The organism is Allobosea thiooxidans (assembly GCF_900168195.1).
Lineage (GTDB): Bacteria > Pseudomonadota > Alphaproteobacteria > Rhizobiales > Beijerinckiaceae > Allobosea > Allobosea thiooxidans.
In genome coordinates this window covers 191,489-216,950 of record NZ_FUYX01000001.1, presented here as the reverse complement: position 1 = coordinate 216,950, position 25,462 = coordinate 191,489, and the positions used below count along the sequence as shown (strand labels likewise).

Annotated in this window: 27 protein-coding genes; 12 read left to right on the top strand and 15 right to left on the bottom strand. The window is 65.8% G+C overall.

The annotated features are described in order from the left end of the window. Positions 1 to 43 precede the first annotated feature (43 nt). The 5 genes from B5Y19_RS01070 (at position 44) to B5Y19_RS01050 (ending at position 4,554) form a co-directional block, all read left to right on the top strand. Positions 44 to 460: a mercuric transporter MerT family protein gene (locus B5Y19_RS01070; RefSeq protein ID WP_055730220.1), complete on the top strand. Its 417-nt coding sequence runs from the start codon at positions 44 to 46 to the stop codon at positions 458 to 460. 11 nt (positions 461 to 471) lie between these two features. Continuing rightward, positions 472 to 777: a cation transporter gene (locus tag B5Y19_RS01065; RefSeq protein WP_055730219.1), complete on the top strand. Its 306-nt coding sequence runs from the start codon at positions 472 to 474 to the stop codon at positions 775 to 777. 76 nt (positions 778 to 853) lie between these two features. Further along, positions 854 to 2,302: a mercury(II) reductase gene (gene merA, locus B5Y19_RS01060; RefSeq protein WP_079590996.1), complete on the top strand. Its 1,449-nt coding sequence runs from the start codon at positions 854 to 856 to the stop codon at positions 2,300 to 2,302. Positions 2,303 to 2,331: 29 nt separating this feature from the next. Then, positions 2,332 to 3,105: an alkylmercury lyase family protein gene (locus B5Y19_RS01055; protein WP_176168534.1), complete on the top strand. Its 774-nt coding sequence runs from the start codon at positions 2,332 to 2,334 to the stop codon at positions 3,103 to 3,105. 426 nt (positions 3,106 to 3,531) lie between these two features. Further along, a complete protein-coding gene (locus B5Y19_RS01050; RefSeq protein ID WP_055730216.1) occupies positions 3,532 to 4,554 on the top strand; it encodes an IS1595 family transposase in 1,023 nt (340 codons plus the stop codon). On the opposite strand, the gene B5Y19_RS01045 is transcribed toward B5Y19_RS01050, so the two are convergent. The 12 genes from B5Y19_RS01045 to B5Y19_RS00990 form a co-directional block, all read right to left on the bottom strand. Continuing rightward, positions 4,551 to 4,997: a hypothetical protein gene (locus B5Y19_RS01045; protein ID WP_055730215.1), complete on the bottom strand. Its 447-nt coding sequence runs from the start codon at positions 4,995 to 4,997 to the stop codon at positions 4,551 to 4,553. The two genes, B5Y19_RS01050 and B5Y19_RS01045, sit on opposite strands and share 4 nt — an antisense overlap. 71 nt (positions 4,998 to 5,068) lie before the next feature. After that, positions 5,069 to 5,512 carry a DUF411 domain-containing protein gene (locus B5Y19_RS01040; protein WP_079590995.1) on the bottom strand — a complete coding sequence of 148 codons (444 nt, stop codon included), beginning with the start codon at positions 5,510 to 5,512 and terminating at the stop codon, positions 5,069 to 5,071. A gap of 5 nt (positions 5,513 to 5,517) precedes the next feature. Beyond that, positions 5,518 to 5,775, bottom strand: coding sequence for a heavy-metal-associated domain-containing protein (locus tag B5Y19_RS01035; RefSeq protein ID WP_047579395.1), 258 nt, complete (start codon positions 5,773 to 5,775; stop codon positions 5,518 to 5,520). 216 nt (positions 5,776 to 5,991) lie between these two features. Continuing rightward, positions 5,992 to 6,669 carry a Spy/CpxP family protein refolding chaperone gene (locus tag B5Y19_RS01030; protein ID WP_079590994.1) on the bottom strand — a complete coding sequence of 226 codons (678 nt, stop codon included), beginning with the start codon at positions 6,667 to 6,669 and terminating at the stop codon, positions 5,992 to 5,994. A 170-nt stretch (positions 6,670 to 6,839) separates the two neighbouring features. Further along, positions 6,840 to 7,073, bottom strand: a complete 234-nt coding sequence (locus B5Y19_RS01025) for a DUF2933 domain-containing protein (protein WP_067255018.1) — start codon at positions 7,071 to 7,073, stop codon at positions 6,840 to 6,842. Between the two features lie 127 nt (positions 7,074 to 7,200). Beyond that, entirely contained in the window at positions 7,201 to 8,202 is a 1,002-nt protein-coding gene (locus tag B5Y19_RS01020) for a YVTN family beta-propeller repeat protein (RefSeq protein WP_139384217.1), read from the bottom strand. A gap of 92 nt (positions 8,203 to 8,294) precedes the next feature. Beyond that, a complete protein-coding gene (locus tag B5Y19_RS01015; RefSeq protein ID WP_139384216.1) occupies positions 8,295 to 8,753 on the bottom strand; it encodes a hypothetical protein in 459 nt (152 codons plus the stop codon). A gap of 52 nt (positions 8,754 to 8,805) precedes the next feature. Then, on the bottom strand, positions 8,806 to 11,187 hold the full coding sequence (locus B5Y19_RS01010; protein ID WP_280174369.1) for a heavy metal translocating P-type ATPase: 2,382 nt from the start codon (positions 11,185 to 11,187) through the stop codon (positions 8,806 to 8,808). A 219-nt stretch (positions 11,188 to 11,406) separates the two neighbouring features. Continuing rightward, a complete protein-coding gene (locus B5Y19_RS01005) occupies positions 11,407 to 11,685 on the bottom strand; it encodes a copper-binding protein (RefSeq protein ID WP_055729933.1) in 279 nt (92 codons plus the stop codon). A gap of 23 nt (positions 11,686 to 11,708) precedes the next feature. After that, entirely contained in the window at positions 11,709 to 12,191 is a 483-nt protein-coding gene (locus B5Y19_RS01000; protein ID WP_079590990.1) for a cupredoxin domain-containing protein, read from the bottom strand. A 28-nt stretch (positions 12,192 to 12,219) separates the two neighbouring features. Further along, the gene (locus B5Y19_RS00995; RefSeq protein ID WP_079590989.1) at positions 12,220 to 13,656 is read right to left on the bottom strand and encodes a multicopper oxidase family protein; all 1,437 of its coding nucleotides are present in this window, start codon (positions 13,654 to 13,656) and stop codon (positions 12,220 to 12,222) included. Between the two features lie 14 nt (positions 13,657 to 13,670). Further along, the gene (locus B5Y19_RS00990) at positions 13,671 to 15,488 is read right to left on the bottom strand and encodes a TolC family protein (protein ID WP_244555440.1); all 1,818 of its coding nucleotides are present in this window, start codon (positions 15,486 to 15,488) and stop codon (positions 13,671 to 13,673) included. 87 nt (positions 15,489 to 15,575) lie between these two features. Here B5Y19_RS00990 and B5Y19_RS00980 point away from each other — a divergent pair, with 87 nt between their 5' ends. From B5Y19_RS00980 to B5Y19_RS25955, 3 genes are all read left to right on the top strand, one after another. Further along, positions 15,576 to 16,328, top strand: a complete 753-nt coding sequence (locus B5Y19_RS00980; protein ID WP_079590986.1) for a response regulator — start codon at positions 15,576 to 15,578, stop codon at positions 16,326 to 16,328. Positions 16,329 to 16,387: 59 nt separating this feature from the next. Next, complete coding sequence (locus tag B5Y19_RS00975; protein WP_139384214.1) at positions 16,388 to 17,782, top strand: ATP-binding protein; 1,395 nt, start codon at positions 16,388 to 16,390, stop codon at positions 17,780 to 17,782. A 104-nt stretch (positions 17,783 to 17,886) separates the two neighbouring features. Further along, positions 17,887 to 18,063, top strand: a complete 177-nt coding sequence (locus B5Y19_RS25955; RefSeq protein ID WP_176168533.1) for a hypothetical protein — start codon at positions 17,887 to 17,889, stop codon at positions 18,061 to 18,063. Positions 18,064 to 18,355: 292 nt separating this feature from the next. On the opposite strand, the gene B5Y19_RS00970 is transcribed toward B5Y19_RS25955, so the two are convergent. The 3 genes from B5Y19_RS00970 to B5Y19_RS00960 form a co-directional block, all read right to left on the bottom strand. Next, positions 18,356 to 18,853, bottom strand: coding sequence for a DUF305 domain-containing protein (locus B5Y19_RS00970; RefSeq protein WP_079590984.1), 498 nt, complete (start codon positions 18,851 to 18,853; stop codon positions 18,356 to 18,358). 87 nt (positions 18,854 to 18,940) lie between these two features. Next, entirely contained in the window at positions 18,941 to 19,324 is a 384-nt protein-coding gene (gene copM, locus B5Y19_RS00965; protein ID WP_079590983.1) for a CopM family metallochaperone, read from the bottom strand. A gap of 31 nt (positions 19,325 to 19,355) precedes the next feature. Further along, entirely contained in the window at positions 19,356 to 19,688 is a 333-nt protein-coding gene (locus B5Y19_RS00960) for a four-helix bundle copper-binding protein (protein ID WP_079590982.1), read from the bottom strand. 125 nt (positions 19,689 to 19,813) lie between these two features. Here B5Y19_RS00960 and B5Y19_RS00955 point away from each other — a divergent pair, with 125 nt between their 5' ends. The 4 genes from B5Y19_RS00955 (at position 19,814) to B5Y19_RS00940 (ending at position 25,380) form a co-directional block, all read left to right on the top strand. Continuing rightward, complete coding sequence (locus B5Y19_RS00955) at positions 19,814 to 20,269, top strand: hypothetical protein (RefSeq protein WP_079590981.1); 456 nt, start codon at positions 19,814 to 19,816, stop codon at positions 20,267 to 20,269. Positions 20,270 to 20,396: 127 nt separating this feature from the next. Further along, complete coding sequence (locus tag B5Y19_RS00950) at positions 20,397 to 20,795, top strand: FixH family protein (RefSeq protein WP_079590980.1); 399 nt, start codon at positions 20,397 to 20,399, stop codon at positions 20,793 to 20,795. Further along, positions 20,792 to 22,207, top strand: a complete 1,416-nt coding sequence (locus B5Y19_RS00945; protein ID WP_079590979.1) for an efflux RND transporter periplasmic adaptor subunit — start codon at positions 20,792 to 20,794, stop codon at positions 22,205 to 22,207. Before B5Y19_RS00950 ends, B5Y19_RS00945 begins: the two co-directional genes overlap by 4 nt. Beyond that, a complete protein-coding gene (locus B5Y19_RS00940; RefSeq protein ID WP_079590978.1) occupies positions 22,204 to 25,380 on the top strand; it encodes an efflux RND transporter permease subunit in 3,177 nt (1,058 codons plus the stop codon). The genes B5Y19_RS00945 and B5Y19_RS00940 overlap by 4 nt, the downstream gene beginning before the upstream one ends. Positions 25,381 to 25,462 lie beyond the last annotated feature (82 nt).

Below are 25,462 nucleotides of genomic sequence, written 5' to 3'. Positions count from 1 at the left end.
ACAGGATGCACGGTCGCTCCATCGACGTAAAGGAGATTGTTCGATGGGTGAATTGACCCGTGCTGAGCCAAGCGGGCTGGCAAGCCGGCAGGAGGGCGCGACCTCCGCAAGAGCCAGCCAAGGCCTGCTGGCGGCCGGAGGCATTCTTGCCGCACTCGGGGCCTCGTCCTGCTGCATCCTGCCCCTCGTGCTCTTCGGCCTTGGAGCGAGCGGGGCATGGATCGGCAACCTGACCGCAATGGCGCCCTACCAGCCGGTCTTCGTGGCCGTGGCGGTGGCCTTCCTGACCTTTGGCTTCTGGCGGGTCTATCGCCAACCCAAGGCCGCCTGTGCGCCCGGAGGCTCCTGCGCGCGGCCGGGATCGAGCCGCATCGCCAAGATCGGCCTCTGGGCGGCCGCCGCGCTCGTCCTGGCGGCCGTCACCTTCCCCTATACCGCCCCGCTGCTGATCACCCTCTGAGGAGACCTGAGATGAAGACCCTGTTTCGTATTGCCCTGACCGCCTCGGCCCTGATGCTCGCGGGTGGGGCCATGGCCGCACCGCGCACCGTCACGCTCAACGTCGAGAACGTGAGCTGCGCCACCTGCGCCCCGATCGTGAAGAGGGTGCTCTCCCGCATCCCGGGCGTCAGCCAGGTCACGGTGGTCGAGGACAGCGGCATGGCGACGGCGACCGTCACCTTTGACGATGGGAAGGTCACGCCCGAGGCGCTGACCCAGGCGACGACCAACGCTGGCTATCCGTCGACCGTGAAGGACGGGAAGAGTTCCTCTTGAACCACCACGCCCTCACCAAAACCGGCAAGAGGTCTTCCTCCCCGACCGCCCGCTGCTGCGAGCCGGACGGGAACACATGAAAGTTGAGACCATGAGTGACTGCTGCGGCACGGGCGCGAAGAACGGCAAGGACCGCTACGATCTGGTGGTCATCGGGGCTGGGTCGGCCGGGTTTTCCGCCGCCATCACGGCCGCCGAACAGGGGGCACAGGTTGCCCTTGTCGGCCACGGCACAATGGGCGGCACCTGCGTCAACGTCGGCTGCGTGCCCTCCAAGGCCCTGATCCGGGCCACCGAGGCGGTGCACCACGCCAACGCGGCCTCCCGCTTTGCCGGGATCGACGGCAACGCGCGGGTGGCCGACTGGCAGGCGCTGGTTGCCCAAAAGGACGACCTTGTCGCGAGCCTGCGCCAGGCCAAGTACGTCGACCTCCTGCCGGCCTACAACAACGTGGCCTATCACGAAGGCCAGGCGCGCCTCGTTGACGGGGGCGTGCAGGCCGGCGGCAAGCGCCTCGTCTCGGACCGCATCATCATCGCGACCGGGACGCGGCCGGCCCTGCCGGCCATCCCGGGCATCGCGGACGTGTCCGCGCTTGACAGCACGACGGCGCTGGCCCTGACCGAGTTGCCCCGCTCCATGATCGTGGTCGGCGGCGGCTACGTCGGGGCCGAGCTCGCGCAGACCTTCGCCCGTGCCGGAGTGGACGTGACACTGGTCTTCCGCAGCCGCCTCCTGCCGGAGGCCGAGCCCGAGATCGGAGCGGCGCTCGCCGGCTATCTCACCGACGAGGGCATCACGGTCATGGGCGACCTGACCTATGATTCCGTTCGCAGGACGGAGGAGGGGATCGCCCTCACCGTCCTCAGGGACGGGCAACCGCAAACCATCGGCGCCGAGCGCATCCTGGTCGCGACCGGCCGCGCCCCCAACACCGAAGGCCTTGGCCTGGCGGAGACGGGCATCGCCCAGACCCCCATGGGCGCCATCCTTGTCGACGACCGCATGCGCACCACCAGGGCCGGCGTCTACGCGGCGGGTGACGTCACGGGCAAGGACCAGTTCGTCTACATGGCCGCCTACGGCGCGAAGCTCGCGGCGAGGAACGCGCTCAACGGCGACAGCCTCCGCTATGACAATTCGGCCATGCCGGCGGTGGTCTTCACCGATCCGCAGGTCGGCAGCGTCGGGCTGACCGAAGCGCAGGCCCGCGCCGCCGGACATGACGTGCGGACCTCGGTGCTCGCCCTCGACAACGTCCCGCGCGCCCTCGCCGCCCGCGACACGCGGGGCCTGATCAAACTCGTGGCGGACCGTGGAACCCGCAAGCTGCTCGGGGCGCACATCCTGGCCCCCGAAGGCGCGGACAGCATCCAGACGGCGGCCATGGCGATCCGGGGCGGGCTCACAATCGACGCCCTGGCTGAGACGATCTTCCCGTATCTGACCACCGTCGAGGGGCTCAAGCTCGCCGCCCAGACCTTCGACAAGGACGTCAAGATGCTGTCCTGCTGCGCAGGATAGCGCCTGACCACCCCATGGAGGATCGAGCCATGAACAGCACCGTGAACCCCACACGAGAGGTTGCCGCGGAGATCCGGCCGGGCGTGCGGCGCCCGGACTGGTCGGCCGTGACCACGCCGGCCGCCCGACAGGCCCTCGCCGGACGCTCGGCGGCCCGTTCGGGCCTGCTCGACATGTGGTCACACGCGCTTGAGGTCAGCGAGGACATCGTCTGGCGGACCGTCCTGCGGCTCTACGCGGCCCAGGGGCGGCCTCCAAACGTCGACGAAATCGCCGCCGCGGCGGGGATCGACGGAAGCCGCGTCTCCGCGCTGCTCCGCAAGCTGCAACTGCGGGACCTCGTTGGCCTCAAGGCGGGATCGGACGCCATCTGGCTGGCCTATCCGTTCACCGAGCATGCGACCGGACACCGGGTCGAACTCAATGGGCATGTGCTGAATGCCCTGTGCGCCATCGACGCCCTCGGCGTCGCCGCGATGTACCGCACCGACGTCACGGTCGAGTCGCCGTGCCGCTCCTGTGGCGAGACGATCCGCGTCACGACAGCGGATACGGGCAGAGCACTGCGGAGCCTGTCCCATCCCGGGGCGGTCGTCTGGTACGACCTTGCCTACACCGACAGCGCGGCAGTCTCATGCTGCCCGGCGATCGCATTCTTCTGCTCCGACGGGCACCTGAAACGCTGGCTCGACAGCCAGGCGGTCCAGCGCACCGGAGCCCGTCTGGACATGAGCGAGGCTCTGGAGCTCGGCCGCGCGATCTTCGGGCCGGTCCTCAGCGAACCCGTGCCGGCGGTCGTGTGAGGGGGAGCGGCATCATGCGGGCCACGAGGTGCCCGCGCCGGCGGCCGTGAGGAAACCGATCCGGGCGCGCCACACGGGCGAGATGCCAGTTCACATCCGACAGACTCGCATCGTGCTAAGTCCGCTGGAAGCCGCCGTCGGCAGCAAGTAGCGGTCGGTTAACCTCTCACCAGCGTCGCGATCGACTCCGAGCGCTCGTCCTGCCATGAGCTCCGATCATGCATCGGCTCATATGACAGCACTGACCTGAACCGCGAGGCCTTCCCGGGCTGTCGACCGTTCCCGCTGTTTCGACCATGACAATCCCAATACCGGACCGGACTCCGAGCATGACCATGCCGCTCATCACCATTGGTTTCAGCTTCCCTGCCTTCGCCGGGGGCTGGGAAATACCGCTCTCCCTCGCATCGAGGGGAGCGCTGAGCCATGGAGAGGTCCGGCCAGCACTTCCTGCTTTCGCCCAAGGTCCGCGACCTGACGGTCACCGAACTCTCCCGCATCCAGGAGAGGACAGCCTACAAGTGGTTCCGGCAGGCCCGCTGGCCTGAGACGGACGGCGAGGCCTACTGCCCGCATTGCGGCAACCTGCGCTGCTACGAGATGACCCGGAGTCGTTTCAAGTGCTCCGCCAAGGAATGCGGCTCCGTCTTCACGGTGACGTCCGGAACGGCGTTCGCCTGGCGCAAGCTGCCGTTCAAGAAGATGCTCTTCGCGATCTGGTTCGTCGCCAACTCCGTCAAGGGCAAGGCTGCCCTCCAGCTCTCCCGCGAGCTCGGCGTGCAGTACAAGACGGCCTGGGTGCTCCTGATGAAGCTCCGCGAGACCGTGGCGTCGCGCCGCGACGAGATGGTGCTCGACGGCGAGGTCGAGATCGACGGCAAATATGCGGGCGGGCATGTGAGACCGGAAAATCGAGCGGAGGATCGTGTCGACCGACGCCTGAAGGAGAACCGGAGCCCCGACCGCCTCTGCATCCTCGCGATCCGGCAGCGGGGCGTGTCCGGCCGAACCTTCACCCGGGTCATTCGCGAGGAGGACGGTGATGCGGCATGGGCCGCGGTTCGGGATCACGTCTCCCGGAACGCGAAGGTCTTCGCCGACGAGCACGGGAGCTACAACGATGTCGTGGGTCTGAACCGCATGGGCCGGGTGAACCACTCCGAGGCGTATTCCTCGGAGGACGGCACGAACACCAACGTCGTCGAGAGCTTCTTCAGCCGCATCCAGCGGGCCTATGTCGGCATCCACCACCGCTTCTCGACGCGATATCTCGACTGGTACGCGGCCGACATCGCCTGGCGCGAGGATATGAGGCGCACGAGCAATGGCGGGCTAACGCGTTCCCTGCTCGGGCAGGCGCTGAAGCGGCCGACGTCGCGGTCCCTGTGCGGCTACTGGCAGGGCAACAAGCCGCCTGACCTGATCTGGGAAGGCAGTGCCGCGGCCTAGGCCGCGATCTCCCAGAGATGCTTTCGGCCATCGACGGTGCCCGCTTGGCGCACGCGGCCGCGCTTGGTGAGGGCGATCAGAGCAGCGGACACCTGCGTCAGGAAACGCGGCATGGACGGATCGTCCGCGTCTGCACCGTTGCGCTCTGCGATCCGGGAGGTGCAGTCCGCTGTTGAAAGCGGTTGCTCCGCCTCGCGGAGTACCTCGAGGATGGCCTCGTTCTTGTTGATCCGTGCGAATTCGGGAGGGAGCTGTTGGGCTGCCCTCGGCCGCTGCGGCTTCGTTGCCGCGGACCCCCGCGGTACGTGGGCCGGATCGTAGATCGCGATCACCTGGTCGATCGCCGAGACCTGTCCATCGATCGCCTGAATCCTGGCCTTCAATTCCTCGACCTCGCCGAGCAGCTCGGCGCGCTTCCGCTTCAGTTCCTCGTCAACTCTCACCTGCTCCCGCTCCGTCAAAAGGAGCCGGAAGCTACCAAAGAACCGGGATCAGATCTGGTGGTTTTTGCTACCTAATGCCGCGACGATCCGAACAGGACGACCTCGTAGCTCTCCGGCGCCTTGCCGGCGACCTCCATGCCGGGAGAACCCATCGGCATTCCCGGAACGGCGAGGCCCCGAGCCTGTGGCTTCTCGGCCAGGAGGCGCTTGACGGCGTCAGCCGGCACATGACCCTCGACCACGTAACCGGACACCTCCGCCGTGTGGCAGGAGGCAAGGTCGTCCGGCACGCCGAGGCGGAGCTTCACCTGGTCGACATCCGAGGATGTGATGACCTCGACGGGGAAGCCGGCGGCCTTCATGTGCTCCACCCAGCCACCGCAGCAGCCGCAGTTCGGATCCTTGGTCACGATCATCTTCGGCAGGGTGGCCTGCGCAAAGGCTCGTTCGGCCATCATCGCGGCGCCAGAGGTTCCGAGAACGGCGAGGAAGCTGCGGCGGTTGAGCATGAGCATCTCCTTCAGGCTGCGACCGGGGTATAACCGGCCTTGGCGACCAGAGCCTTGATGGATGCCAGGTCGCTGCTCCCGCGGACGGACACCAACTTGGAAGCCGGATCGGCTTCGACCTGCGTGCCGGGCAGGCCCGTCTCGATCGCGTTCTTGATCGTGCCAGCGCAGTGACCGCAGGTCATGTCCTCGACCCGCAAGGTCAGGGCATTCGGATCACGTTCGGCCGCCTGGTCCGGCCGGGAGGAGTGGTTGTTGCATCCGCACATGGAATGATCTCCGTTTCTCATCGACGATGAGAGCAGTCTGCACCTTCCCATGATGGTAAGGTCAAGTGGCGTTTCATCACGACGCGCCGATGTCGCGACGGCACGTACCTTTCGAGGGCGCTCTTGCGAAGGCGGACAACCCCGTGTCCGCCCGTTTTCATTGGTTCGGAGCAGGACTGACCTCGTTGCGAGCCAGGCTCCATCCGGGCTGGCGCATCAGTGCTTGTTCGGGGTGTCGTCGTCAGCACCATCGGATCCGCCGGGCATCATGGCACCGCCGGGTCCCATCATTCCCCGCCCCATCATGCCTTGCCCCATCATGCCTCGGCTGCCCATCCGGACGAGGACCGGCAGCCGCCGCTTCTGGGCCTCGTCGAGGGTCGCGTGGAGCGGCGCGGCAGCGTCCGCGAGTTTGCGCATGGCGTCGGATCCCTGGCTCATATGATCGGCCATGGTGCGCAGCATGCTCACCGGATCGTTTGCCGTCGTCCCTCCTGTCTGGCGCATGGCCTGCATATGGCTGAGGTGAAGGGTCGCCAGATTCCGGAGCGCGGTTTCGACAGGGGGCCATAGCTTTTCCTGGTCGGCGGTCAGCCTCAGCCCGGCATGGATGGACGCGATATGGGCTTCGGCGAAGGCACTCATATCCTCGGTCGAGAATTGGCCCATCATCCCTTGGCTGCCGCCGGGCATGCCTTGACCCTGCATCATCTGGCCCATGGGCATCGGCATTCCGGATTGGCCGGGCATCGCCTGAGGTTTTCCCGGCGCTGTGGATTGGGCCTGCGCCTTGGGGGCATTACCTGGATGGTGCGGGTCACTGGAAGTCGGCGCCTGGGCCAGCGTGGGCCCGGCAAGGGTAACCAGGACGGTCGCGAGAACGGACATCTTCATGGCAGTGTCTCCTTTGAGCGGTCAAAAAGGGCAAGAACGGCGTCGGCGCAGCTTTCGCGGAATGGCCGCAGGCAGCGCCGATCAGGTTGCGTCGGGCGCAGCCATTGGTCCCGGGGCCGCAAGGGCCCCAATGTTCTCGGCCGGGCCGCAGACGGCCCGGCCTTGGGCGGTCACTCCCGCTTGTCGTGGTGGCCGTGGCCGCCGTGCATGAACAGATGCATCAGGGGGCAGGCCAGCAGCAGGAGGTAGGGCAGTGCGGTCACGATATGACCGCCGTGGTTCGCGAGGAGGTAGATGCCGAGAGCGGCCAACGCGAGCGAGCAGACCCAACCCAGGGGCGTGTTGATCAGCAGGGTCCGCCAGGTTCGTGGCGACTCGGGGGCAGGAGTCGGTGTGGTGGGCATGTCGATCTCTCCCGGTGCGGAGCGTGCCGATCTTGGACGTTGCTTGCGAACGGCGCCTTGAGCGAAATCAAGCGGGGTACCGGAAAGGCTCGTTCCGCCCACCCGGTCTGCTCCCGCTTCCTGACACCTAGCGGGCGGCGATGCCGTTCGGCCCCTTTCCGACCGGATAGGACTTCCCGGCCGAGAGGCTGCCGAGATCGATCGCGGAGATGGTGTTCGCGTAGGTGTTCGTGACGTAGGCCGTGCGACCGTCGCGAGCGATGACGATGCCGTGCGCTCCCTTGCCGACCGTCACGTTCCGGATCAGCTTGCCGTCCTCGATCGCGACGACCGACACCCGGTTGTCCGGTTTCGCCGCCGAGCCCTGGTTCGCGACCAGGGCGGCCTTGCCGTCCGGCGTAACGTAGACCTGCACGGGTCCGTTTCCGACGGAGGCCTTCCGCAGCACCTTGCGAGTGTCGACGTCGATGATGGCGACCTTGTCCTCGCCGTTGAGCGAGACCACGAGGATGCGGCCGCTCCGGTCGAACGCGACCTGGACCGGCCGCTTTCCGACGGAGATATGCATGGCCTTCTCCGGATTGCGCGTATCCACCAACGAGACCGTGTCGCTCTTCATGTTGGCGACCGCGAGCAGGTTTCCGTCCGGCGATAGGCGCAGTCCATGCGGGTAGTTCTGCACGGGGATGCGACCGGTTACCCTACGCCCCGGGATGTCGACCACCACCACCGAGTTGGTTTCGGCGTCGGTCAGATAGGCGAAATGCCCCTGTGCGTCGGGAACGACATGCGCCGGATGCCCTCCCACGGTCACGACCTGCGGCGCGCCGGGCGCGTCGCCAGCGACGTCCATGAGAACGAGTTGCCCGCCTGCGGAGCCGTGAGCCGCGTGGCTGCCGGACTGTGCCGCAGGCATGCCGGTCGCCAGGATGAGGCGGCCATCGGCGGTGACGTCGACGTTGTGCGGCGAGATCGGAATCGCCGCGGTGGTGGTTTTCGAGGTCTGCGAGTCGATGATTGAGAGGCTCTGCCCGTTCTCATTGGCAACGACGATCGTGTCGGCCCGGGCGCTGGCGGCACCAAGGGATGTGACGAGGGCGAGTGCAATCTGGGTTCCGCGTGCGAACATCGCATTGTCCTTCCGAATTCGAATTGAACAGGGTCCCGGTGCCCACGCAGGCCGCGACATCACGGAAGCGGCGGGGTCGGGATTCGGTTGGGTTACGCGATGGATTTTGGCGGTTTGAATCGCACCTCCGGGATTGCCCCGGCCAGCATCAGGTCATTCCCGGGCTGGAGGCAGATGGCTTCGGGCCATCCCGGGAAAGGGGCACCGGCACGGATCATCGCCGGGGGAACGACGAGGCAGCTCGAGGAAGCGCCGAGACAATCCTGGTCACAGGAAGGGCCGCCCGCCGTTCCCTCGGCGCTGTCTTGATCCGCGTTACGGCCGTGATGGATGGAGGCCGCCGCCGGGTCGACGTGCCCATGCTCCATGACCAACGACAGGTGCGTGGCAGGACCGGGCGCCGAAAAGGCAGGCGTCGCCATGCGACCGACCACGAGAACCATCGCGGCGACCGCGAGGAGCATGGCCATCAGCGGAGACAGAGCTTTTTTGCGACGCCTCTTCATTGCAGGAAGTCTACCCGGTTGGCGGACCGAAACCTTGCGCTGCATCAAACAGTCGGACGGACCGGGCGGCTCCCAATGGAACTGCCCGGCCCGGCAACTACAGTCGTACCGCGCGCAGGCGGATCGCGTTGCCGATCACGCTGACCGACGACAGTGCCATCGCGGCCGCCGCGATGATCGGCGACAGCAGGATGCCGAAGAACGGAAACAGCACTCCCGCCGCCACGGGCACGCCGAGCGCATTGTAGATGAAGGCGAAGAACAGGTTCTGGCGGATGTTTCGCATCACGGCCTGCGACAGCCGTCGCGCCCGCACGATTCCGGTGAGGTCGCCTTTCAGCAGGGTCACGCCCGCACTTTCCATCGCCACGTCGGTGCCCGTGCCCATGGCGATGCCGACATCCGCCGCCGCCAGCGCCGGCGCGTCGTTGACGCCGTCGCCCGCCATGGCGACCACCCTGCCGTCTGCCTTGTAACGCTGGACCACGGCACTCTTCTGGTCGGGCAGGACCTCGGCCTCGACCTCGTCGATTCCGAGCCGCCTGGCGACCGCCTTCGCGGTGGTCCAGTTGTCGCCGGTGAGCATCACGACCCGGATGCCTTCCGCCCTGAGCCCGGCGAGCGCCTCCGGCGTCGAACTCTTGACCGGATCCGCAATTGCGATGGCACCCGCCACCTTCCCGCCGATTCCGGCGAAGATCACCGTGGCGCCGTCCTCGCGCAACTTGTCCGCCTGCTCCGCCAGGCGAGCTGGATCGATGCCATGCTCGGTCAGGAAGGCCGCGTTGCCGAGCACGACGCGCCGTCCCTCGACGGTACCCAGCGCTCCCTTGCCGGTGGGCGAGTCGAAATCGGCGACCGGCGCGGTGGCGATACCCTGCTTGTCGGCGGCCGCGACGATGGCCAGCGCCAACGGATGCTCGCTTGCCCGTTCCACGCTGGCTGACAGGCGCAGGATTTCGGCTTCGTCAAAACCCGGAGCCGGAACCACGGCAGTCACGGATGGCTTGCCCTCCGTGAGGGTTCCGGTCTTGTCGACCACGAGGGTGTCGACCTTCTCCATGTGTTCCAAGGCCTCGGCATTCTTGATCAGAACGCCCGCCTGGGCGCCGCGGCCGACCCCGACCATGATCGACATTGGCGTGGCGAGACCAAGCGCGCACGGACAGGCGATGATGAGGACCGCGACGGCCGCAACGAGGCCGTAGGAGAACCGCGGCTCCGGACCCCAGAACGCCCACGCGATGAAGGCGAGTGCCGCAATGCCGATGACCGCGGGCACGAAGTAGCCCGAGACGTGATCGGCCAATCGCTGGATCGGGGCGCGGCTGCGCTGGGCCTCCGCCACCAGTTGGACGATCCGCGACAACATCGTGTCGTGCCCAACCTTCTGCGCCTCGATCACGAGTCCGCCGGACTGGTTCATCGTGCCCCCGATGGCCGCGGCCCCCGCTTCCTTGGTGACCGGCATCGACTCGCCCGTGACCATCGACTCGTCGACCGCGCTGCGTCCCTCGACGACGACGCCGTCGACCGGGACCTTCTCGCCCGGCCGCACCCGCAGACGGTCGCCGACCTGCACGGTGTCGAGCTGGACCTCCTGCTCGGTGCCGTCGGGCATGATCCTGCGGGCCGTCTTGGGCGCGAGGTCGAGCAGGGCGCGAATGGCCCCGCTGGTGCTCTCCCGTGCCCGCAACTCGAGGACCTGCCCGAGCAAGACGAGAACCGTGATGACGGAGGCCGCTTCGAAGTACACGGCCACCGAGCCGTCATGACCTCGGAACGCAGCCGGGAAGATCCCGGGCGCCAGCGTCGCCACCATGCTGTAGACCCAGGCCACGCCCGTGCCCATGGCGATGAGGGTGAACATGTTGAGGTTGCGCGAGACCAGGGACTGCCAGCCGCGCTCGAAGAACGGCCAGCCGGCCCACAGCACGACCGGTGTCGCGAGCAGCATCTGGATCCAGTTCGAGGTCTGCTGGCCGACATAGTGGCCCAGACCTGTCAGGTGACCGCCCATTTCCAACACGACCACGGGCAGGGAGAGCGCGAGTCCGATCCAGAACCGGCGCGTCATGTCGATCAGTTCGTGGCTGGGGCCGGTCTCCGCCGTCGCGAGCACCGGTTCGAGCGCCATTCCGCAGATCGGACAAGAGCCTGGTCCCACCTGTCTGATCTGGGGATGCATCGGGCAGGTGTAGATCGTGCCTTCCGGCACGGGTTCCGCCGTCCGGGCCGCCGCTGGCTCGACGTATTTGGCGGGCTCCGCCATGAATTTCGACTGGCAGCCGGAGGAGCAGAAGTAATAGGGCTTGCCCCCGTACTGCGCCCGGTGCGTCGTCGCGTGCGGGTCGACCGTCATCCCGCAGACCGGGTCCTTTACCTTCCCGGCTTCTCCCTCGTGCTCATGATGATGTCCCCCATGGGCGCCATGGTCATGATGATGGCCATGGCCCTTGCTGGTTGGGGTGTCGGTCATGACGGTTCTCCGCATATGCATCGATGAGCTGACGCAAGGTTGAGGATTCCCATGATGGGAAGGTCAAGTACTTGCCTCCGGGGCCTCTACATCGACGCGATCGAGGCGGATCTCGACCTCGGTGAACCACCCCAAGGCTTGCTCCACCCAGGTGTCCCGAATGGCCGATCCGGCGCAAGCAAACCGGGAAATGCCTGCGCCCCGGATCGGCCGTTTAGGTTACTTCGCCTTTTGAAGCTTGGTGACCGTGATCTGGCCGTTGACGCGGTCGGCGTCGAACTTGATCTTGTCCCCGGCCTTCAGCCCTTTGAGCATGGCGGGATCGCCAGCCCGGAACACCATGGTCATGGCGTCCATGTCGAGGTTCTTGATGGCGCCGTGGTTGATGGTGAGCTTGCCCTGAGCCTCGTCGACCTTGGTGACGGTGCCGCTGACCGACTGGGCGGCAGCCGGTAGCGCGACCATCAGGAATGCGAGGGTGGCGGTGGTCTTCAGCATGGGATGATCCTTTCCTCTGACGCTTACTTGACGATGATCTTGCCGGTCATGCCGGCTTCCCGATGGCCGGGGATCAGGCAGGAGAAGTCGAACTCGCCCGCCTTGGTGAAGGCCCAGACGATCTCGCCGGTCTTCTTCGGCGCGAGCCGCTTGGCGTTCGGATCGTCATGTTCCATGTCGGGGTTCTTCTGCATCTCGATGGCATGCTTGAGGTTCTCCTCCAGCGTGGCCAGCACGAGTTCATGGTCGAGTTCGCCGTTGTTGCGAAGCTGGAAGCGAATCTGCTCGCCGCGACGCACCTCGATCCGGTCGGGGATGAAGGCCATCTTGCCGTCCTTCTCGCTCATCACGACCTGGACGATCCGGGCCGGTTTCTTGGGATCGCCCGCCTTGCCGTAAGCCGCCTCGTCGCCATGGCTGTGGCCGGCCGCGCCGGGCCCGGCAAACGCGGCGCCAGCCGACATCAAAAGTCCGATCGCGGCAAATTTGAACGGTGCTGTCTTCATCTCTATCTCCGGAAGTGAATGTTCTGCGTCAGTGGTTGGAATGCGGGCTCTTGGCGGCGGGGCGCGGCTTGCCGTCGGGTCCGAGGCTCGGCTTACGCGGATCCTTCACGCGCCATTCGGTCGCATCGAGGCCGCTATCGGGCGATTTTGCGCGCGGCGCCTCGCTCAGCTTCTCGCCCTTGAGTTCGTAGGCGACGGTTCCTTCGGGGTGCTTGAACCAGCCGGGGTCCTTGTAGTCGTTCTTCGCCAGCCCCTCGCGGACCTTCACGACCGAGAACATGCCGCCCATCTCGACGGCGCCGAACTGGGCGAAGCCGGTCATCATCGGCAGGGTATTGTCCGGCAGCGGCATCTCCATCGAACCCATCTCGCCCATGCCGTTCGACCCCATCGGCATGTAGCCCGGCGCGATCTTCGCGATGCGCTTCGCCAGGTCCTTCTTGTTCACGCCGATATAGGTCTTCACCGAGTGGCCCATGGCGTTCATCGTGTGGTGCGACTTGTGGCAATGGATCGCCCAGTCGCCCGGCTCGTCGGCGACGAAGTCGAAGGCGCGCATCTGGCCGACGGCGCAGTCGATCGATACCTCGGGCCAGGCGGCAGCGGGATCGACCCAGCCGCCATCCGTGCCCGAGACCTTGAACTCGTAGCCGTGCATGTGGATCGGGTGGTTGGTCATGGTCAGGTTGCCGAAGCGGATGCGGACCTTGTCGTCCTTGCCGACGACGAAGGGATCGATGCCGGGGAAGACCCGGCTGTTCCAGCACCACATGTTGAAGTCGGTCATGGTGTTGACCTTCGGCACGTAGGACCCGGCCTCGATGTCGAAGGCGTTGAGCAGGAAGACGAAGTCGCGGTCGACGCGGCGGAACGCCGGATCCTTCGGATGGACCACGAAGAAGCCCATCATGCCCATCGCCATCTGGACCATCTCGTCCGAATGCGGGTGGTACATGAAGGTGCCGGAGCGCCGGAGCTGGAATTCGTAGACGAAGGTCTTGCCCGGCGGGATATGCGGCTGGGTCAGCCCGCCGACGCCGTCCATGCCGTTGGGCAGGCGCTGGCCGTGCCAGTGAACGGCCGTGTTCTCCGGCAGCTTGTTGGTGACGTAGATGCGGACCTTGTCGCCTTCGACCGCCTCGATGGTTGGCCCCGGCGACTGGCCGTTGTAGCCCCACAGATGGGCCTTCATGCCCGGGGCGAGCTCTCGCACCACCGGCTCGGCGACGAGATGAAACTCCTTCCAGTCGCCGTTCATCCGCCAGGGCAGGGACCAGCCGTTCAGGGTAACGACCGGCTGGTAGTCCGGCCCCGTGGTCGGCACGAGCGGCGACTGCGTCGTCGCGTCCTTCATGGTCGGGGCCTCGGGCACCGCCGCGAAGGCGGTGCGCCCCGAAACGGCGGTCGCACCGGCCAACACGAGCCCGGACGAACCGATGAAGCCTCTGCGGGATAGGGATGTCATCTCGGAAAGCTCCTTCAGTGCCCGCCAGCGGCGTCACCGCCGGCAGCCGCCGCGGTGACCGTGGCGCCGCCGCCCCCGCTGCCGCCACCGATCAGCGCGTGCTTGAAGTCGGTATGGGCGATCCAGAAGTCACGCCGGGCGTTGATCGCCGCGACGTTCGACAGGATGCGGTTCCGAGCGTCGGTAATCAGATCGGTCACGTCGTTCAGCATGCCGCTGTATTGCAGCAACGACTCGTCCTGGATGATCTTCCGAAGCGGCAGCACGTTGTTCTGGTACTGGCGCGTGATGTCGTAGTTCGCCCGATAGGCGGTATAGGCCTCGCGCGCCTCGGAGCGGATATTGACCGCCTTTTCCGCCAACTTGTTGGCAGCCTGCATGTAGGTCTGCTCGGCGAGGGCGACCTTCGACTGGCCGAAATCATAGATCGGAATCTCGATCTCGAGTTCCAGTGTCTTGCTGCGGCTCGACTCGCGCTCGACATGGCCATGGTCGTTGATGACGCGTCCACGATCATAGGTGCGGCGGCCGAGCAGGTCGACATCGTTGACGAAGCGCGTCGCCTGGGTGAGCCCCAAGGACTTCGCCAGAACGTCGAGTTCGGCGCGCGCGACGCGCAGATCGATCCGCTTGCGCAGAGCTTCCGCTTCGACCGCCTTCACCGATTGCAGCTTCGGAAGGGGAGGCAGGCTGCCAAGCTGGAATTTGAGATCGTCGCCCCAGAGCCCAAGCTGGCGGACGAGGCGCTCGCGTTCCTGTCGCTGCTGCTGGCGCGCCTGTGCGAGCTGCACCGTCAACTCGGCTTCGAAGGCGTATTCCCGCGCCTGGTCGAGCTTGTTGACGCCGCCGGTTTCGCCGAGCCGCTTGAAAAGCTCGGAGGCAGCGTCGGCGGAAGCCTTGGCCTCCTGATAGAACGTGACCTGGGCGTTGGCGGCGACCGCCCGATAATATTGGCGGCGGGTATCCGCCGCCAACCTGAGCACCGCTTCGGCGGCACGCAGTTGTGCCGCCTGGAAGCGATCCTGAGCGATCTCCGCTCGGGCAGGCAGTGTCGCAAGCGCCAACAAACTCCCCGCGATCTGTCGTTCGATCTCGATCTCGAAGCGGCCGGAGAGCTTGGAGATGCCGAAGCTCGGATTGGGGGGCAGGCTGGCCGCAACCATCTGGGCCTCGGCCATGCCGAGCTCATTGAAGGCGGCCTGAAGGCCCCGGTTGTTGAGCAAGGCTATCTGCACGGCTGCATCCGCCGTCAGCGGCTTGCGCAGGAGTTGATCGACCCGGGCCTTCGTCGTGAGCTCCGCTTGATCGTCGCCGATCTTGACCACCTGCTTGCCGATATCGGCATAGGTTGCGGACTGGATTGCCCCCATGCCGCCGTCGGCCGAGAAGCTGGCGCAGCCTCCGAGAAGCGCGGCCGCCCCGATGAGCAGGGTCCAGCGCAACGAGCGGCGGCCGATCGGTAAGGTCGAAGGAAGCAAGGTCGGCCTTTCGGGGTCGGCTGGAAATCGTGGAATGAACGAAGCGGTCGGCTGGTCAGGCAAGGTCATGACTTCGGTCCGACCTGGCGGTTGAGTTCCTTCCAATCCTTGGGCTCGGCCGGGCGGAAGGTGGAAGCACCGGCCGTCACGCTGCGATAGGCGACGGCGGGAACGCGGACGTTCGGATCGGCAGGTCGCGCCAGATGGTCTGGAACCGTGGCGGAGCAGGCACCGAGTGCCAGACCTACCGCCATCAGCAACGGCACCTTCATCAAGCTCACGATTCGGCTCCCTGTCATGATGCAACAGGGGTAACAGCGGCCGTCCGTCGGTGTCCGTTACAAATTGTTTCAATCCGGCAGGCGGCACTCCCTTCCGGGCGCGCTATACAAGTCCGGCTCGGCAGAAGCCGAGGCGCATTGCGGACTGGAATCGACGCGCGTGACGAACACGGCTTCCGAAGACCACGGGCATATCCTGGTTGTGGATGACGATCCGCAGATCAGGCTGCTGGTCGCCCGTTTTCTCCAGCGCTACGGCTACCAGGTCACCGGGGCTCCGGACGGGCGCGTCATGATGGATGTCATGGCCCACTCCGCCATCGACCTGATCGTGCTCGACCTGATGCTGCCCGGTCGCTCCGGCATCGAGCTTTGCCGGGACATCCGGGCGACCTCGCAGCTTCCGATCGTAATGCTGACGGCTCGCAGCGAAGAGAGCGACCGGATCATGGGATTCGAAGGCGGGGCGGACGACTACGTCACCAAGCCCTTCAGTCCGGGCGAGCTGCTCGCCCGGATACGCGCCGTGCTGCGTCGGTCACGCGCCGCGCGCGGTCCGGCCGAAGCGAGTCCGAGCGAGGCGGTCAGCTTCGACGGTTGGCGCGTGGATCTGCGTCGGCGTGAACTGGTTTCGCCGAGCGGCACGCTGATCGATCTCTCTACGGGCGAGTTCGACCTGCTCGTTGCCTTCGTCGAGCACGCCAATCGCGTCCTGTCGCGGGAGGCGTTGATGCAATTCGCCAAGGCGCGGACGAGCGGCGATCCGTTCGATCGCACGATCGACGTGCAGATCAGCCGCCTGCGCCGCAAGCTCGAGGCCGATGCCCGCGGGGGGCAGTTGATCAAGACGGTGCGCGGCGCCGGCTACATCTTCACGTCCCAGGTCGATCATCGGGAAGGACGATCCTCTTGAGACGCCCGGCGAAATTGCTTTGGCCGGATACGGTCGCCAGCCGCGCCATCCTGATCCTGGTGGCGGCGCTGCTCGCCTTTCATCTGCTGGGCTATTGGGCCTATCGCGTCAGCGTGGAGAATCTCGCGACCCTCGGGCAGGATCGCGGCCTGGCCGAGCGCATCGTCTCGATCAAACGGGTGATCGCAGGCCTTCCGGAGGCGCCGGACCGCGACCGCGTCGCCCACGATCTGTCGAGCGCAAGCCTGGAAGTGCATTGGAGCAAGGTCAGCCTGGTCCTCGGCAGCGCTCCGGGAACGGAGAGGACGCGAACGATGGAGGCGCGGCTCGAGACGCTCGCGCCCGAACTCGCCGCGGAATCCTTCAGGGTCGGTTTCGCCGACGACGGAGCGCTGGCAGCAGGCGAGGCGGACGCCTATCGGCACATGATGCTGGTTTCGGTGCGGCTCGATGACGGTTCCTGGGTGAATTTCTCCTCTTCCGCCCTCGGAGTGAACCAACATGCCGACTGGAGCGTCATCGCGGCGACGATCTGCTTCGGGGTCGGCATCGTCGTCGTCGCGCTGCTTCTGTTGCGCTGGGCGACGCGTCCTCTGAAGGATCTCGCCCTCGCGGCCGAGCGCTTCAGCCTGGATCAGGCGCCGCAACCCCTCTCCGAGGGTGGCCCGGCCGAAGTGCGCCGTGCCGCCCGCGCCTTCAACACCATGCGGGAGCGGATCCAGCGCCTCGTTGCCGAGCGCATGCAGGCCATGGCCGCGGTGTCGCACGACCTGCGCACCCCGATCACCAGGCTTCGGCTTCGTTCGGAACTGCTTGACGATGAAGCCACGCGAGGCCTCATCGACGCGGATCTCGGCGAGATGGAAGCGATGATCGACTCGACGCTGGAATACCTTCGCGGTGGCGTTTCCAGCGAAGCCATCCGGTTGATCGACCTCGCGTCGGTCATCGAGACGATCGTCGACGAGCATGTCGACCTGGGGCACGACGTCTCACTGGCGGGCATCACATCCGCCCCCGTCTCGGGGCGCTTTCTGTCCCTGAAACGGGCATTCTCGAACATCATCGGCAACGCGATCAAATACGGCGCGAAAGCCCAGGTCATGATCGCGGACATCGGCGATAGCCTCGTCATCACCGTGGAGGATGAGGGCCCCGGAATCCCGGAGACCGATATGGAGCGGGTGTTCCATCCTTTCGTCAGGCTTGAGGAATCCCGGGGGCGCGAGACCGGCGGGACCGGCTTGGGGCTCACCATCGCGGCATCCGTGATCCGCACTCACGACGGGAAGATCGATCTGGCCAATCGAGCCTCCGGCGGCTTGCGCGTCATGATCACCTTGCCGAAGGCCAAGCCCCAGGGGGCGATCACGGCGAGATCGCCGAACTCCGTCGAGCTTGCGAAGCTCGGGGTCTCGGATCGAGCAGAGCGATCGCTGGCGGCCAAGAACTAGGCAGCCTGATCGGGAAGGCCCCGCTGCCGCGATATCGCGGCGGGTCTTGACCTTGCCGTCGTGGGAGGGCGCACGGTTCCGGATCTTCAGCGAAAGAGGTCGCCATGACCATCAAGAAGCGGAAGCTCGAAACAGTCGCCCTTGCCGCCCTGAAGCAGGCCATCACGGAAAACAGGCCAGATGTCGCAGAGTTGTTCTTGCAGGCTCTGGAGGTCCTGGCTTCGGCACCCGAGGCGTTCAGGGGACGGTCATCGTCACGGTCGAACGGACGGCACCGTTGATCCATCCGGCATCCTCCCACGCAGGGATCGACGCCGTCGTAATCCTCCTGCGGTGGAATGTCCGGAACGGCGTCGGTCCCTTGCCGAAGGTTGACCCGGGAGGGCTTGGAGGAGAGAGGTTCGCGATGATCGATTTCGAGATCGAAGCCGATGATATGGGGTCGCTTGGCGGCCTGGATGAACGAGATTCCGCGCGCGACTCCCTGCCTCATGCGTGACCGCGAGCGCCAGGAAGTCGAAGCAGCACTGCCGGAATCTGGTTTACATCAAGGCGGTTTCGTCACGGGGCGTCCTACAGCCGACCTCTTATCGCCTCCATCTGCTGGATCTCCTCGCGTTGTGCCTTCGTGATCGCCTCGCACAACCTCTTCAGATCCAGATTGGCGAGCTTCGCCTCACGGCACATGAGGATCGCGCCGGAGTGATGCGGGATCATCGAGTCGACGAACTGGCGATCATCGATCAGGGTCTGGCTTCGCGTTGCGTAGAGCGATGCGACCGTGAGCAACGCAAGGGCGACGTAGTGAACGACGTTGGCGCTCTTGTTCGGGAACATGCCCGGCATCGTCGCCAGCATGAGGATGCCCATCGGCGCCCACATCGTGATCGCCATGTAGAACATGTTCAGATTGTTCCGGAAGTCGCGCCAGCCGTCGATCATCGAGAACATCACGACGTACATGACGATCAGGCCGAGGATCATGTTCAGCCAGAACATCAGATAGGGTCTGCCATGCGAGCCGTGACCGCCTTGCGAAGGGCTGCCGTGGGCCCGGTGGTGGTTCTGCATATCCGTCTCCACTCGGCGTGAAAGCGGACGGTTGCCACACCCGTCGCGATGAGAACGAAGGTGGCCAGCGCCCGCAGAAGGCAAGGGCTACTTGCCCTTGGCTTTCAGCCACTGCTCGATCGTTTCGACCTCGCGCTGTTGACTGCTGACGATTTCACCCGCCAGCTTTTTGACCGATGGGTCCGTGCCGTTCGCGAGTACGATCTTGGCCATCTCGATCGCACCTTGGTGGTGAGCCTTCATCTGCGTCATGAAATCGACGTCGGCATCGCCCGTGAAGGTCGTCGGCATGGACTGCATCATATGCATCATCGCCGCCTTGTATTCTTTGGTCGACGCGGAGTCCGATGCATCCGGCATCATCATCTTCATGGGCATGCCGTGGCCCGTATCGGGCTTGGGAGCTGGCTGGGCGAAAGCGACGGTCACGATCGATGCCGCAAGGCAAGCAATCACTGTGAGGTGTTTCATGTGAGTACTCCCGGGATAAGGAGGGGAGCGGCTATGCCGCCATCTTCCGGCAACTTTCGGCACACCGCCGACAAGCCCGGACGCAGTCGTCCATATCTCCGATCCGTTCGCATTCGTTGGCGCAGTCTTCGCAGATATCGGCGCACTCGGCGCAGAGATGCTTGTGATGCCGCGAGCCGATGATCATGACCTGGGCGCTGGCACGACAGGTCTCGGCACAGGCGAGCATCAATTGGATGTGATCCGGGCTGGCATGGTCGCCACCGAGCTTGAGGCAATGGTTGGTGCTCATGCCCAGGCAGGCCTGGTAGCAGCGCAGACACTCGTCAATGCATGCCTGCATCTCGGGGGACGGTTGGTGCACGATCGTTCTCCTTGAGCCTGTCGCCATTGCGTTGAAGGGCTACTGGGGGAAGACGCGTGCGACCATGAGGAGTTCCTGTCTGCAACAATCTGTAACAATGCGCCGCCGGACACGCGCGAGGGTTATTGACGGGGCGCAACGACGATGGTCGAAGGCCCGGCGATGACGAACTGTTGAAAGTTCCATCCTTCCTCTGTTTTGGCCGCTGTGCCATTTTCGGTGTCATGACGCTTCGGCTCGTTGCGCATTGTCTGATTCTGGCCCTGTTCGTCGCGGCCACCACGTTGGCTGCCTTCGTCAGCCCGGCGAGCGCCGGATTCGAGCGGGCCGATACCGTTGAAATGGCGATGCCGATGGACGGCGGCGCCATGCCGTGCTGTCCGACGGATCACGACAAGGCCAAGGACTGCACGACCAACTGTCCCGCGTTGAGTTTCTGCCTGGCGAAGTGCTTTGCCAGCGAGCCGGCGTCGTTCGTCACGCTCGCCAGGGCGTTCGTCGCCGAGCTCAGCCTGTCGGGAGACGAGGCCACGCGTCAGTCTCGTCCGTTCGAGCCACCCGCGCGACCTCCACGAAGCTGAGCATCGTCAGCGCGAATTGCGCTGGATTCGTCCGCACGGAACTTCCGGGCGGACGGTGAGCCGTGGCCAGGGCCACGTCTGAGGCTGTGCGCCCATGCGGCAGCCTGATGCACTCAGGACTACGAACATGACCCTCATCAACACGTTGCGCGTGCTTGCCGCAGCGCTTCCGCTCGCCGCCGTTTCGCTCCCGGCGCTCGCGGACATCAAGGATTACGAGTTCCGGCTCGTCCAGAACGAGATCAAGCAGGGCAACGGCGTCGTCGTCGCCGTGACGCTCATCGACAAGCGTTCGGGCAAGCCCGTCCCGGACGCGGTGATCTTCGCCCAGCGCATCGACATGGCACCCGACGGGATGGAGATGATGGCCTCGCTGATCGAGACGATGCCGTCGACCGAGCCGGGCACCTACCGCTTCAAGACGAACCTGACGATGGCCGGCGGTTGGCGGCTCTCGCTCGGCGCCAAGGTACAGGGCGAAACCGGCGCGCTCGAAAACAAGCTGATCCTCAAGGCCGTGCCATGAAACCCATCGCCCTCACGGGCCTCGCTCTTGCCGCCATTCTGGCGGCGGGAGGTGCGGGCTACTGGGCCGGACATCGCGGCCTTGCCGTCGGCTGGCGTGGTTGGCTCGGCATCGAAGGTTCGCTCGCGGCAAACGAGCCCGTCGGAACCGGTCCGGTCATCTACTATCAGGACCCGGACCGGAAGCCTGTCTATTCGGCACAGCCGCGCCAGACCGTGGACGGCAGGCCCTTCACGGCCGTCCACGCCAGCCAGGACGTCAGCTTCGAGGTGAAGCCTCCGAGCGAGGAGCGGACGGCGCAGGCCGACCCGAAGCGCGTCCTCTACTACCGCAATCCCATGGGGCTTCCGGATACGTCCCCGGTGCCGAAGAAGGACTCGATGGGGATGGATTATCTCCCCGTCTACGAAGGCGAGGGAAACGAGGACGGCGTCATCAAGCTCTCGCCCGGGCGCATCCAGCGCAGCGGCGTGCGCTCCGAACCTGTCCGGCGTCAGAGCATCGTCCAGACGATTCACGTGCCCGGCGTGGTCCAGCTCGACGAGCGACGGGTTTCGGTCGTGACGATCCGAGCTGATGCCTTCGTGCAGGAGGTGGCGCCGATCACGACGGGCGACCGGGTCACGAGAGGCACGCGACTGGCGCGGATTTATTCGCCGGAGATCAGCACCGCGGGCGCGCAGTTCATCACCGAGCTCAATGCCGCCGCGCGCGGCGTGCCCGAAGGCGGCGCAAGGCAGCGCTTGGAAAACCTCGGCGTCCCGCCGGAGGTCATCGCCGAGATCGAGCGCAGCCGGAAGGTGCCGCTGACGATCAACTGGTCGGCGCCGCGCGACGGCATCGTGCTGGAGCGTTCGGTCAGCGACGGCATGAAGATGACGGCCGGCGGCAGTCTGTTCCGGCTCGCCGACATCTCGACGATCTGGGTTCTGGCCGATGTTCCGGAACGCCAGTTGGCCGCCGTCGGCATCGGCGCGCCAGCCACGGTGCGGCTGCGCGGCCGTCCGGGGAGTTCCTTCGAGGGACGCGTCGGCGTGATCTACCCGGAGATTGCCGAGGCAACGCGCACGGCGAAGGTCCGGATCGAGCTTGCCAACCGCGACAGCATCCTGCTGCCGAACATGTATGCCGACGTCGATATCGGCTCCGATGACGCAGCTCCGCAACTCGCGGTTCCCGACAGCGCCGTGATCGACAGCGGCTCGCGCCGGGTCGTCATTCTTGATCTGGGCGAGGGTCGGTTCGAGCCGCGCGAGGTCAAGCTCGGCCGTCGCGGCGACGGCATGGTCGCGATTACCGAAGGCGTCTCCGAAGGCGACCGCGTCGTCGTCTCCGCCAACTTCCTGATCGACGCCGAGAGCAATCTCAAGGCCGCCCTGAGCGGCTTCGCGCAGCCGGAGGCCAAGCCATGATCGCCCGCCTGATCGCCTGGTCGGCGCGCAACCTGATCCTCGTCTTCGTGGCCGCTGCCTTCGCCGTGGCGGCGGGTGTCTATGCGCTGAAGACCCTGCCGCTCGACGCCATCCCGGACCTCTCCGACGTCCAGGTCATCGTCTACACCGAATATCCCGGCCAGGCGCCTCAGGTGATCGAGGACCAGGTCACCTATCCGCTGACCACCTCGATGCTGACCGTGCCGAAGGCGCGCGTCGTGCGAGGCTTCTCGTTCTTCGGAGTCTCCTTCGTCTACGTCATCTTCGAGGACGGCACCGATCCCTATTGGGCGCGTTCGCGCGTGCTCGAATATCTCAACGCGGCCGCGCGGCGCCTGCCGCCTGGCGTCTCGCCGACGCTCGGGCCGGACGCGACCGGGGTCGGCTGGGTCTACCAGTATGCGGTCATCGCGAAGAACATGACCCTCGCGGAATTGCGCTCCCTACAGGACTGGGTCGTGCGCTTCGCGGCTTCTCGTGCCGAGGGGGTGGCCGAGGTTGCCAGCGTCGGCGGCTTCGTCAAGCAATACGCGATCGTCGTCGATCCCGTGCGGCTGCGCGCCCAGGGCGTCTCGCTCTCGACGCTGCGCGAGGCGGTCCGCAACAGCAACATGGACGTCGGCGGACGCACCGTCGAGCTCAGCGAGTTCGAGTTCATGGTTCGCGGCCGCGGCTACCTGAAGTCGATCGCGGATATCGAAAACATCGTCCTAAAGAGTGACCGCGGCGTACCGCTTCGTTTATCCGACGTCGCCCGCATCGAACTCGGTCCCGACGAGCGGCGCGGCATCACCGAGCTCAACGGCGAGGGGGAGGTCGCGAGCGGCATCATCCTGCAACGCTTCGGTGCCAACGCGCTCTCCGTGATCGAACACGCCAAGGCGCGCCTTTCCGAGGTCGCGGCGAGCCTGCCGGGCGGGGCCGAGATCGTGCCGGTCTATGACCGCTCCGGGTTGATCGAGCGGGCGATCGAGACGCTAAAGGGCACGCTGATCGAGGAGAGCATCATCGTCGCGCTGGTCTGCATCGTGTTCCTTCTGCATCTGCGCAGCGCCCTGGTGGCGATCATCATGCTGCCGGTCGGCATCCTGATGGCCTTCGCGGCGATGAAGGCGCTGGGGCTTGGCTCCAACATCATGAGCCTCGGCGGCATCGCCATCGCCGTCGGCGCGATGATCGACGCCGCCATCGTCATGATCGAGAACGCCCACAAGCACCTGGAACGGGCTCAGTCGAACAAGCCACGCGTCGAGATCCTGATCGAGGCGGCTAGCGAGGTCGGCCCGGCGTTGTTCTTCAGCCTGCTCGTCATCACCGTCTCGTTCCTGCCGATCTTCACCTTGGAAGCGGAGGAGGGTCGCCTGTTCGGGCCGCTCGCCTTCACCAAGACCTTCGCCATGGCAGCCGCGGCGCTCCTGTCGGTGACGCTCGTCCCAGCCCTGATGGTCATCTTCGTCAAGGGAAGGATCATTCCGGAGAGCCGCAACCCGATCAATCGGGGCCTGATCGCGCTCTACCGTCCGATGATCCGCGGCGTTCTCGGCGCCAAGACCCTGACGATCCTGGCTGCGGTGGCCGTCCTCGGGCTCAGCCTCTGGCCGGCGCGGCAGCTCGGCTCGGAGTTCATGCCGTCCCTCGACGAGGGCACGCTGATGTACATGCCGACGACCTTGCCAGGGATTTCGGTGACCAAGGCGGCCGAGCTGCTCCAGACTCAGAATCGCATCATCCGCTCCTTCCCGGAGGTTGCCTCGGTCTACGGCAAGGCCGGACGCGCCCAGACGGCAACCGACCCGGCGCCGACCGAGATGTTCGAGACCATCATCAACCTGAAGCCCAAGACGGAATGGCGCGAAGGCGTCACGCTCGACAGCCTCAAGGCCGAGATGGACAAGGCTCTCCAGTTCCCCGGCGTCTCCAACGCCTGGACCCAGCCGATCCGGGCTCGCATCGACATGCTGGCGACCGGCATCCGCACGCCCATCGGGGTCAAGGTCTTCGGCACCGATCTCGCCCAGATGGAGGCAGTCTCCCGACAGATCGAGACGGTGCTGAAGGCCGTCCCGGGCACGAGCAGTGCCTATGCCGAGCGCGTTATCGGCGGCTACTTCCTCGACATCGTGCCGGACCGGATCGCACTCGGCCGCTACGGGCTCTCCGTCGGCGACGTCCAGAATGCGGTCGTGATGGCGATGGGCGGCGAGACTGTGACGACGACGGTCGAAGGGCGCGAGCGCTACGGGGTGGCGATCCGCTATCCCCGCGACCTGCGCTCCGATCCGCAGGCGATCGCGCGCGAGGTCCAGGTCTCGACCTCGTCCGGCGCCAGCGTGCCGCTCGGCGAGGTTGCGAGCATCGAGCGCAAGCGCGGCGCCACCTCGATCCGCACCGAGAATGGCGAACTCGCGGTCTACATCTTCGTGGATACAGTCGGGCGCGATCTCGGCGGTTATGTCCGCGATGCCCAGAACGCGATCGCGCAGAGCATCAAGCTGCCCGCGGGCTATCGCATCGCCTGGAGCGGTCAGTTCGAATACCTCGAACGAGCCGAGGCCCGCCTCAAGCTGGTCGTGCCGGTGACGCTCGCGATCATCTTCCTGCTGCTCTACCTGAATTTCCGCAGGTTGACCGAGACCTTCATCGTCATGCTCTCGCTGCCCTTCGCGCTGGTCGGCGGTGTCTGGCTGCTCTGGTGGCTCGGCTTCAATATGTCGGTCGCCGTGGCGGTTGGCTTCATCGCTCTGGCAGGCGTCGCCGCCGAGACTGGGGTGATCATGCTGATCTACCTCGATCACGCGCTCGGCGAGGTGCGGGCACGCTGCGAAGCGAAGGGGCGAGCGTTCACACGCGCGGACCTGCATGAGGCGATCATGCTCGGTGCCGTCGAACGCGTGCGGCCGAAGATCATGACCGTGGTCGCGATCATGGCGGGACTGCTGCCGATCCTCTGGAACACCGGCACCGGCTCGGAGGTGATGCAGCGGATCGCCGTGCCGATGATCGGCGGAATGGTCTCCTCGACCGTGCTGACGCTGCTGGTGATCCCGGCGATCTACGGACTGATCAAGGGCTGGCGGCTGCCGTCGACCGTGGCGCCTGAGAAGGCAGCATCGGAAGCCGCCTCAGCGCCCCTTGTTGCCGCTGTCGAATGATGGAGGGACCGGGCATGCACGACATGATGGGTGAAATGGGCTGGGGCATGGGTCTCGCGGGCCTGCTCGGAATCGCGGTTCT

Excerpts from the sequence above, each read along its gene's own strand:
- B5Y19_RS00945 (WP_079590979.1), top strand. The coding sequence starts at position 20,792 with ATGAAACCCATCGCCCTCACGGGCCTCGCTCTTGCCGCCATTCTGGCG.
- B5Y19_RS00995 (WP_079590989.1), bottom strand. The coding sequence starts at position 13,656 with ATGACATCCCTATCCCGCAGAGGCTTCATCGGTTCGTCCGGGCTCGTG.
- B5Y19_RS01000 (WP_079590990.1), bottom strand. The coding sequence starts at position 12,191 with ATGAAGACAGCACCGTTCAAATTTGCCGCGATCGGACTTTTGATGTCG.
- B5Y19_RS01065 (WP_055730219.1), top strand. The coding sequence starts at position 472 with ATGAAGACCCTGTTTCGTATTGCCCTGACCGCCTCGGCCCTGATGCTC.
- B5Y19_RS01050 (WP_055730216.1), top strand. The coding sequence starts at position 3,532 with ATGGAGAGGTCCGGCCAGCACTTCCTGCTTTCGCCCAAGGTCCGCGAC.
- B5Y19_RS01070 (WP_055730220.1), top strand. The coding sequence starts at position 44 with ATGGGTGAATTGACCCGTGCTGAGCCAAGCGGGCTGGCAAGCCGGCAG.
- B5Y19_RS00940 (WP_079590978.1), top strand. The coding sequence starts at position 22,204 with ATGATCGCCCGCCTGATCGCCTGGTCGGCGCGCAACCTGATCCTCGTC.
- B5Y19_RS01010 (WP_280174369.1), bottom strand. The coding sequence starts at position 11,187 with ATGACCGACACCCCAACCAGCAAGGGCCATGGCCATCATCATGACCAT.
- B5Y19_RS01055 (WP_176168534.1), top strand. The coding sequence starts at position 2,332 with ATGAACAGCACCGTGAACCCCACACGAGAGGTTGCCGCGGAGATCCGG.
- B5Y19_RS00950 (WP_079590980.1), top strand. The coding sequence starts at position 20,397 with ATGACCCTCATCAACACGTTGCGCGTGCTTGCCGCAGCGCTTCCGCTC.
- B5Y19_RS01005 (WP_055729933.1), bottom strand. The coding sequence starts at position 11,685 with ATGCTGAAGACCACCGCCACCCTCGCATTCCTGATGGTCGCGCTACCG.
- merA (WP_079590996.1), top strand. The coding sequence starts at position 854 with ATGAAAGTTGAGACCATGAGTGACTGCTGCGGCACGGGCGCGAAGAAC.
- B5Y19_RS01040 (WP_079590995.1), bottom strand. The coding sequence starts at position 5,512 with ATGCTCATGCTCAACCGCCGCAGCTTCCTCGCCGTTCTCGGAACCTCT.
- B5Y19_RS01035 (WP_047579395.1), bottom strand. The coding sequence starts at position 5,775 with ATGTGCGGATGCAACAACCACTCCTCCCGGCCGGACCAGGCGGCCGAA.
- B5Y19_RS01030 (WP_079590994.1), bottom strand. The coding sequence starts at position 6,669 with ATGAAGATGTCCGTTCTCGCGACCGTCCTGGTTACCCTTGCCGGGCCC.
- B5Y19_RS01015 (WP_139384216.1), bottom strand. The coding sequence starts at position 8,753 with ATGCAGCGCAAGGTTTCGGTCCGCCAACCGGGTAGACTTCCTGCAATG.
- B5Y19_RS00970 (WP_079590984.1), bottom strand. The coding sequence starts at position 18,853 with ATGCAGAACCACCACCGGGCCCACGGCAGCCCTTCGCAAGGCGGTCAC.
- copM (WP_079590983.1), bottom strand. The coding sequence starts at position 19,324 with ATGAAACACCTCACAGTGATTGCTTGCCTTGCGGCATCGATCGTGACC.
- B5Y19_RS01025 (WP_067255018.1), bottom strand. The coding sequence starts at position 7,073 with ATGCCCACCACACCGACTCCTGCCCCCGAGTCGCCACGAACCTGGCGG.
- B5Y19_RS25955 (WP_176168533.1), top strand. The coding sequence starts at position 17,887 with ATGACCATCAAGAAGCGGAAGCTCGAAACAGTCGCCCTTGCCGCCCTG.
- B5Y19_RS01020 (WP_139384217.1), bottom strand. The coding sequence starts at position 8,202 with ATGTTCGCACGCGGAACCCAGATTGCACTCGCCCTCGTCACATCCCTT.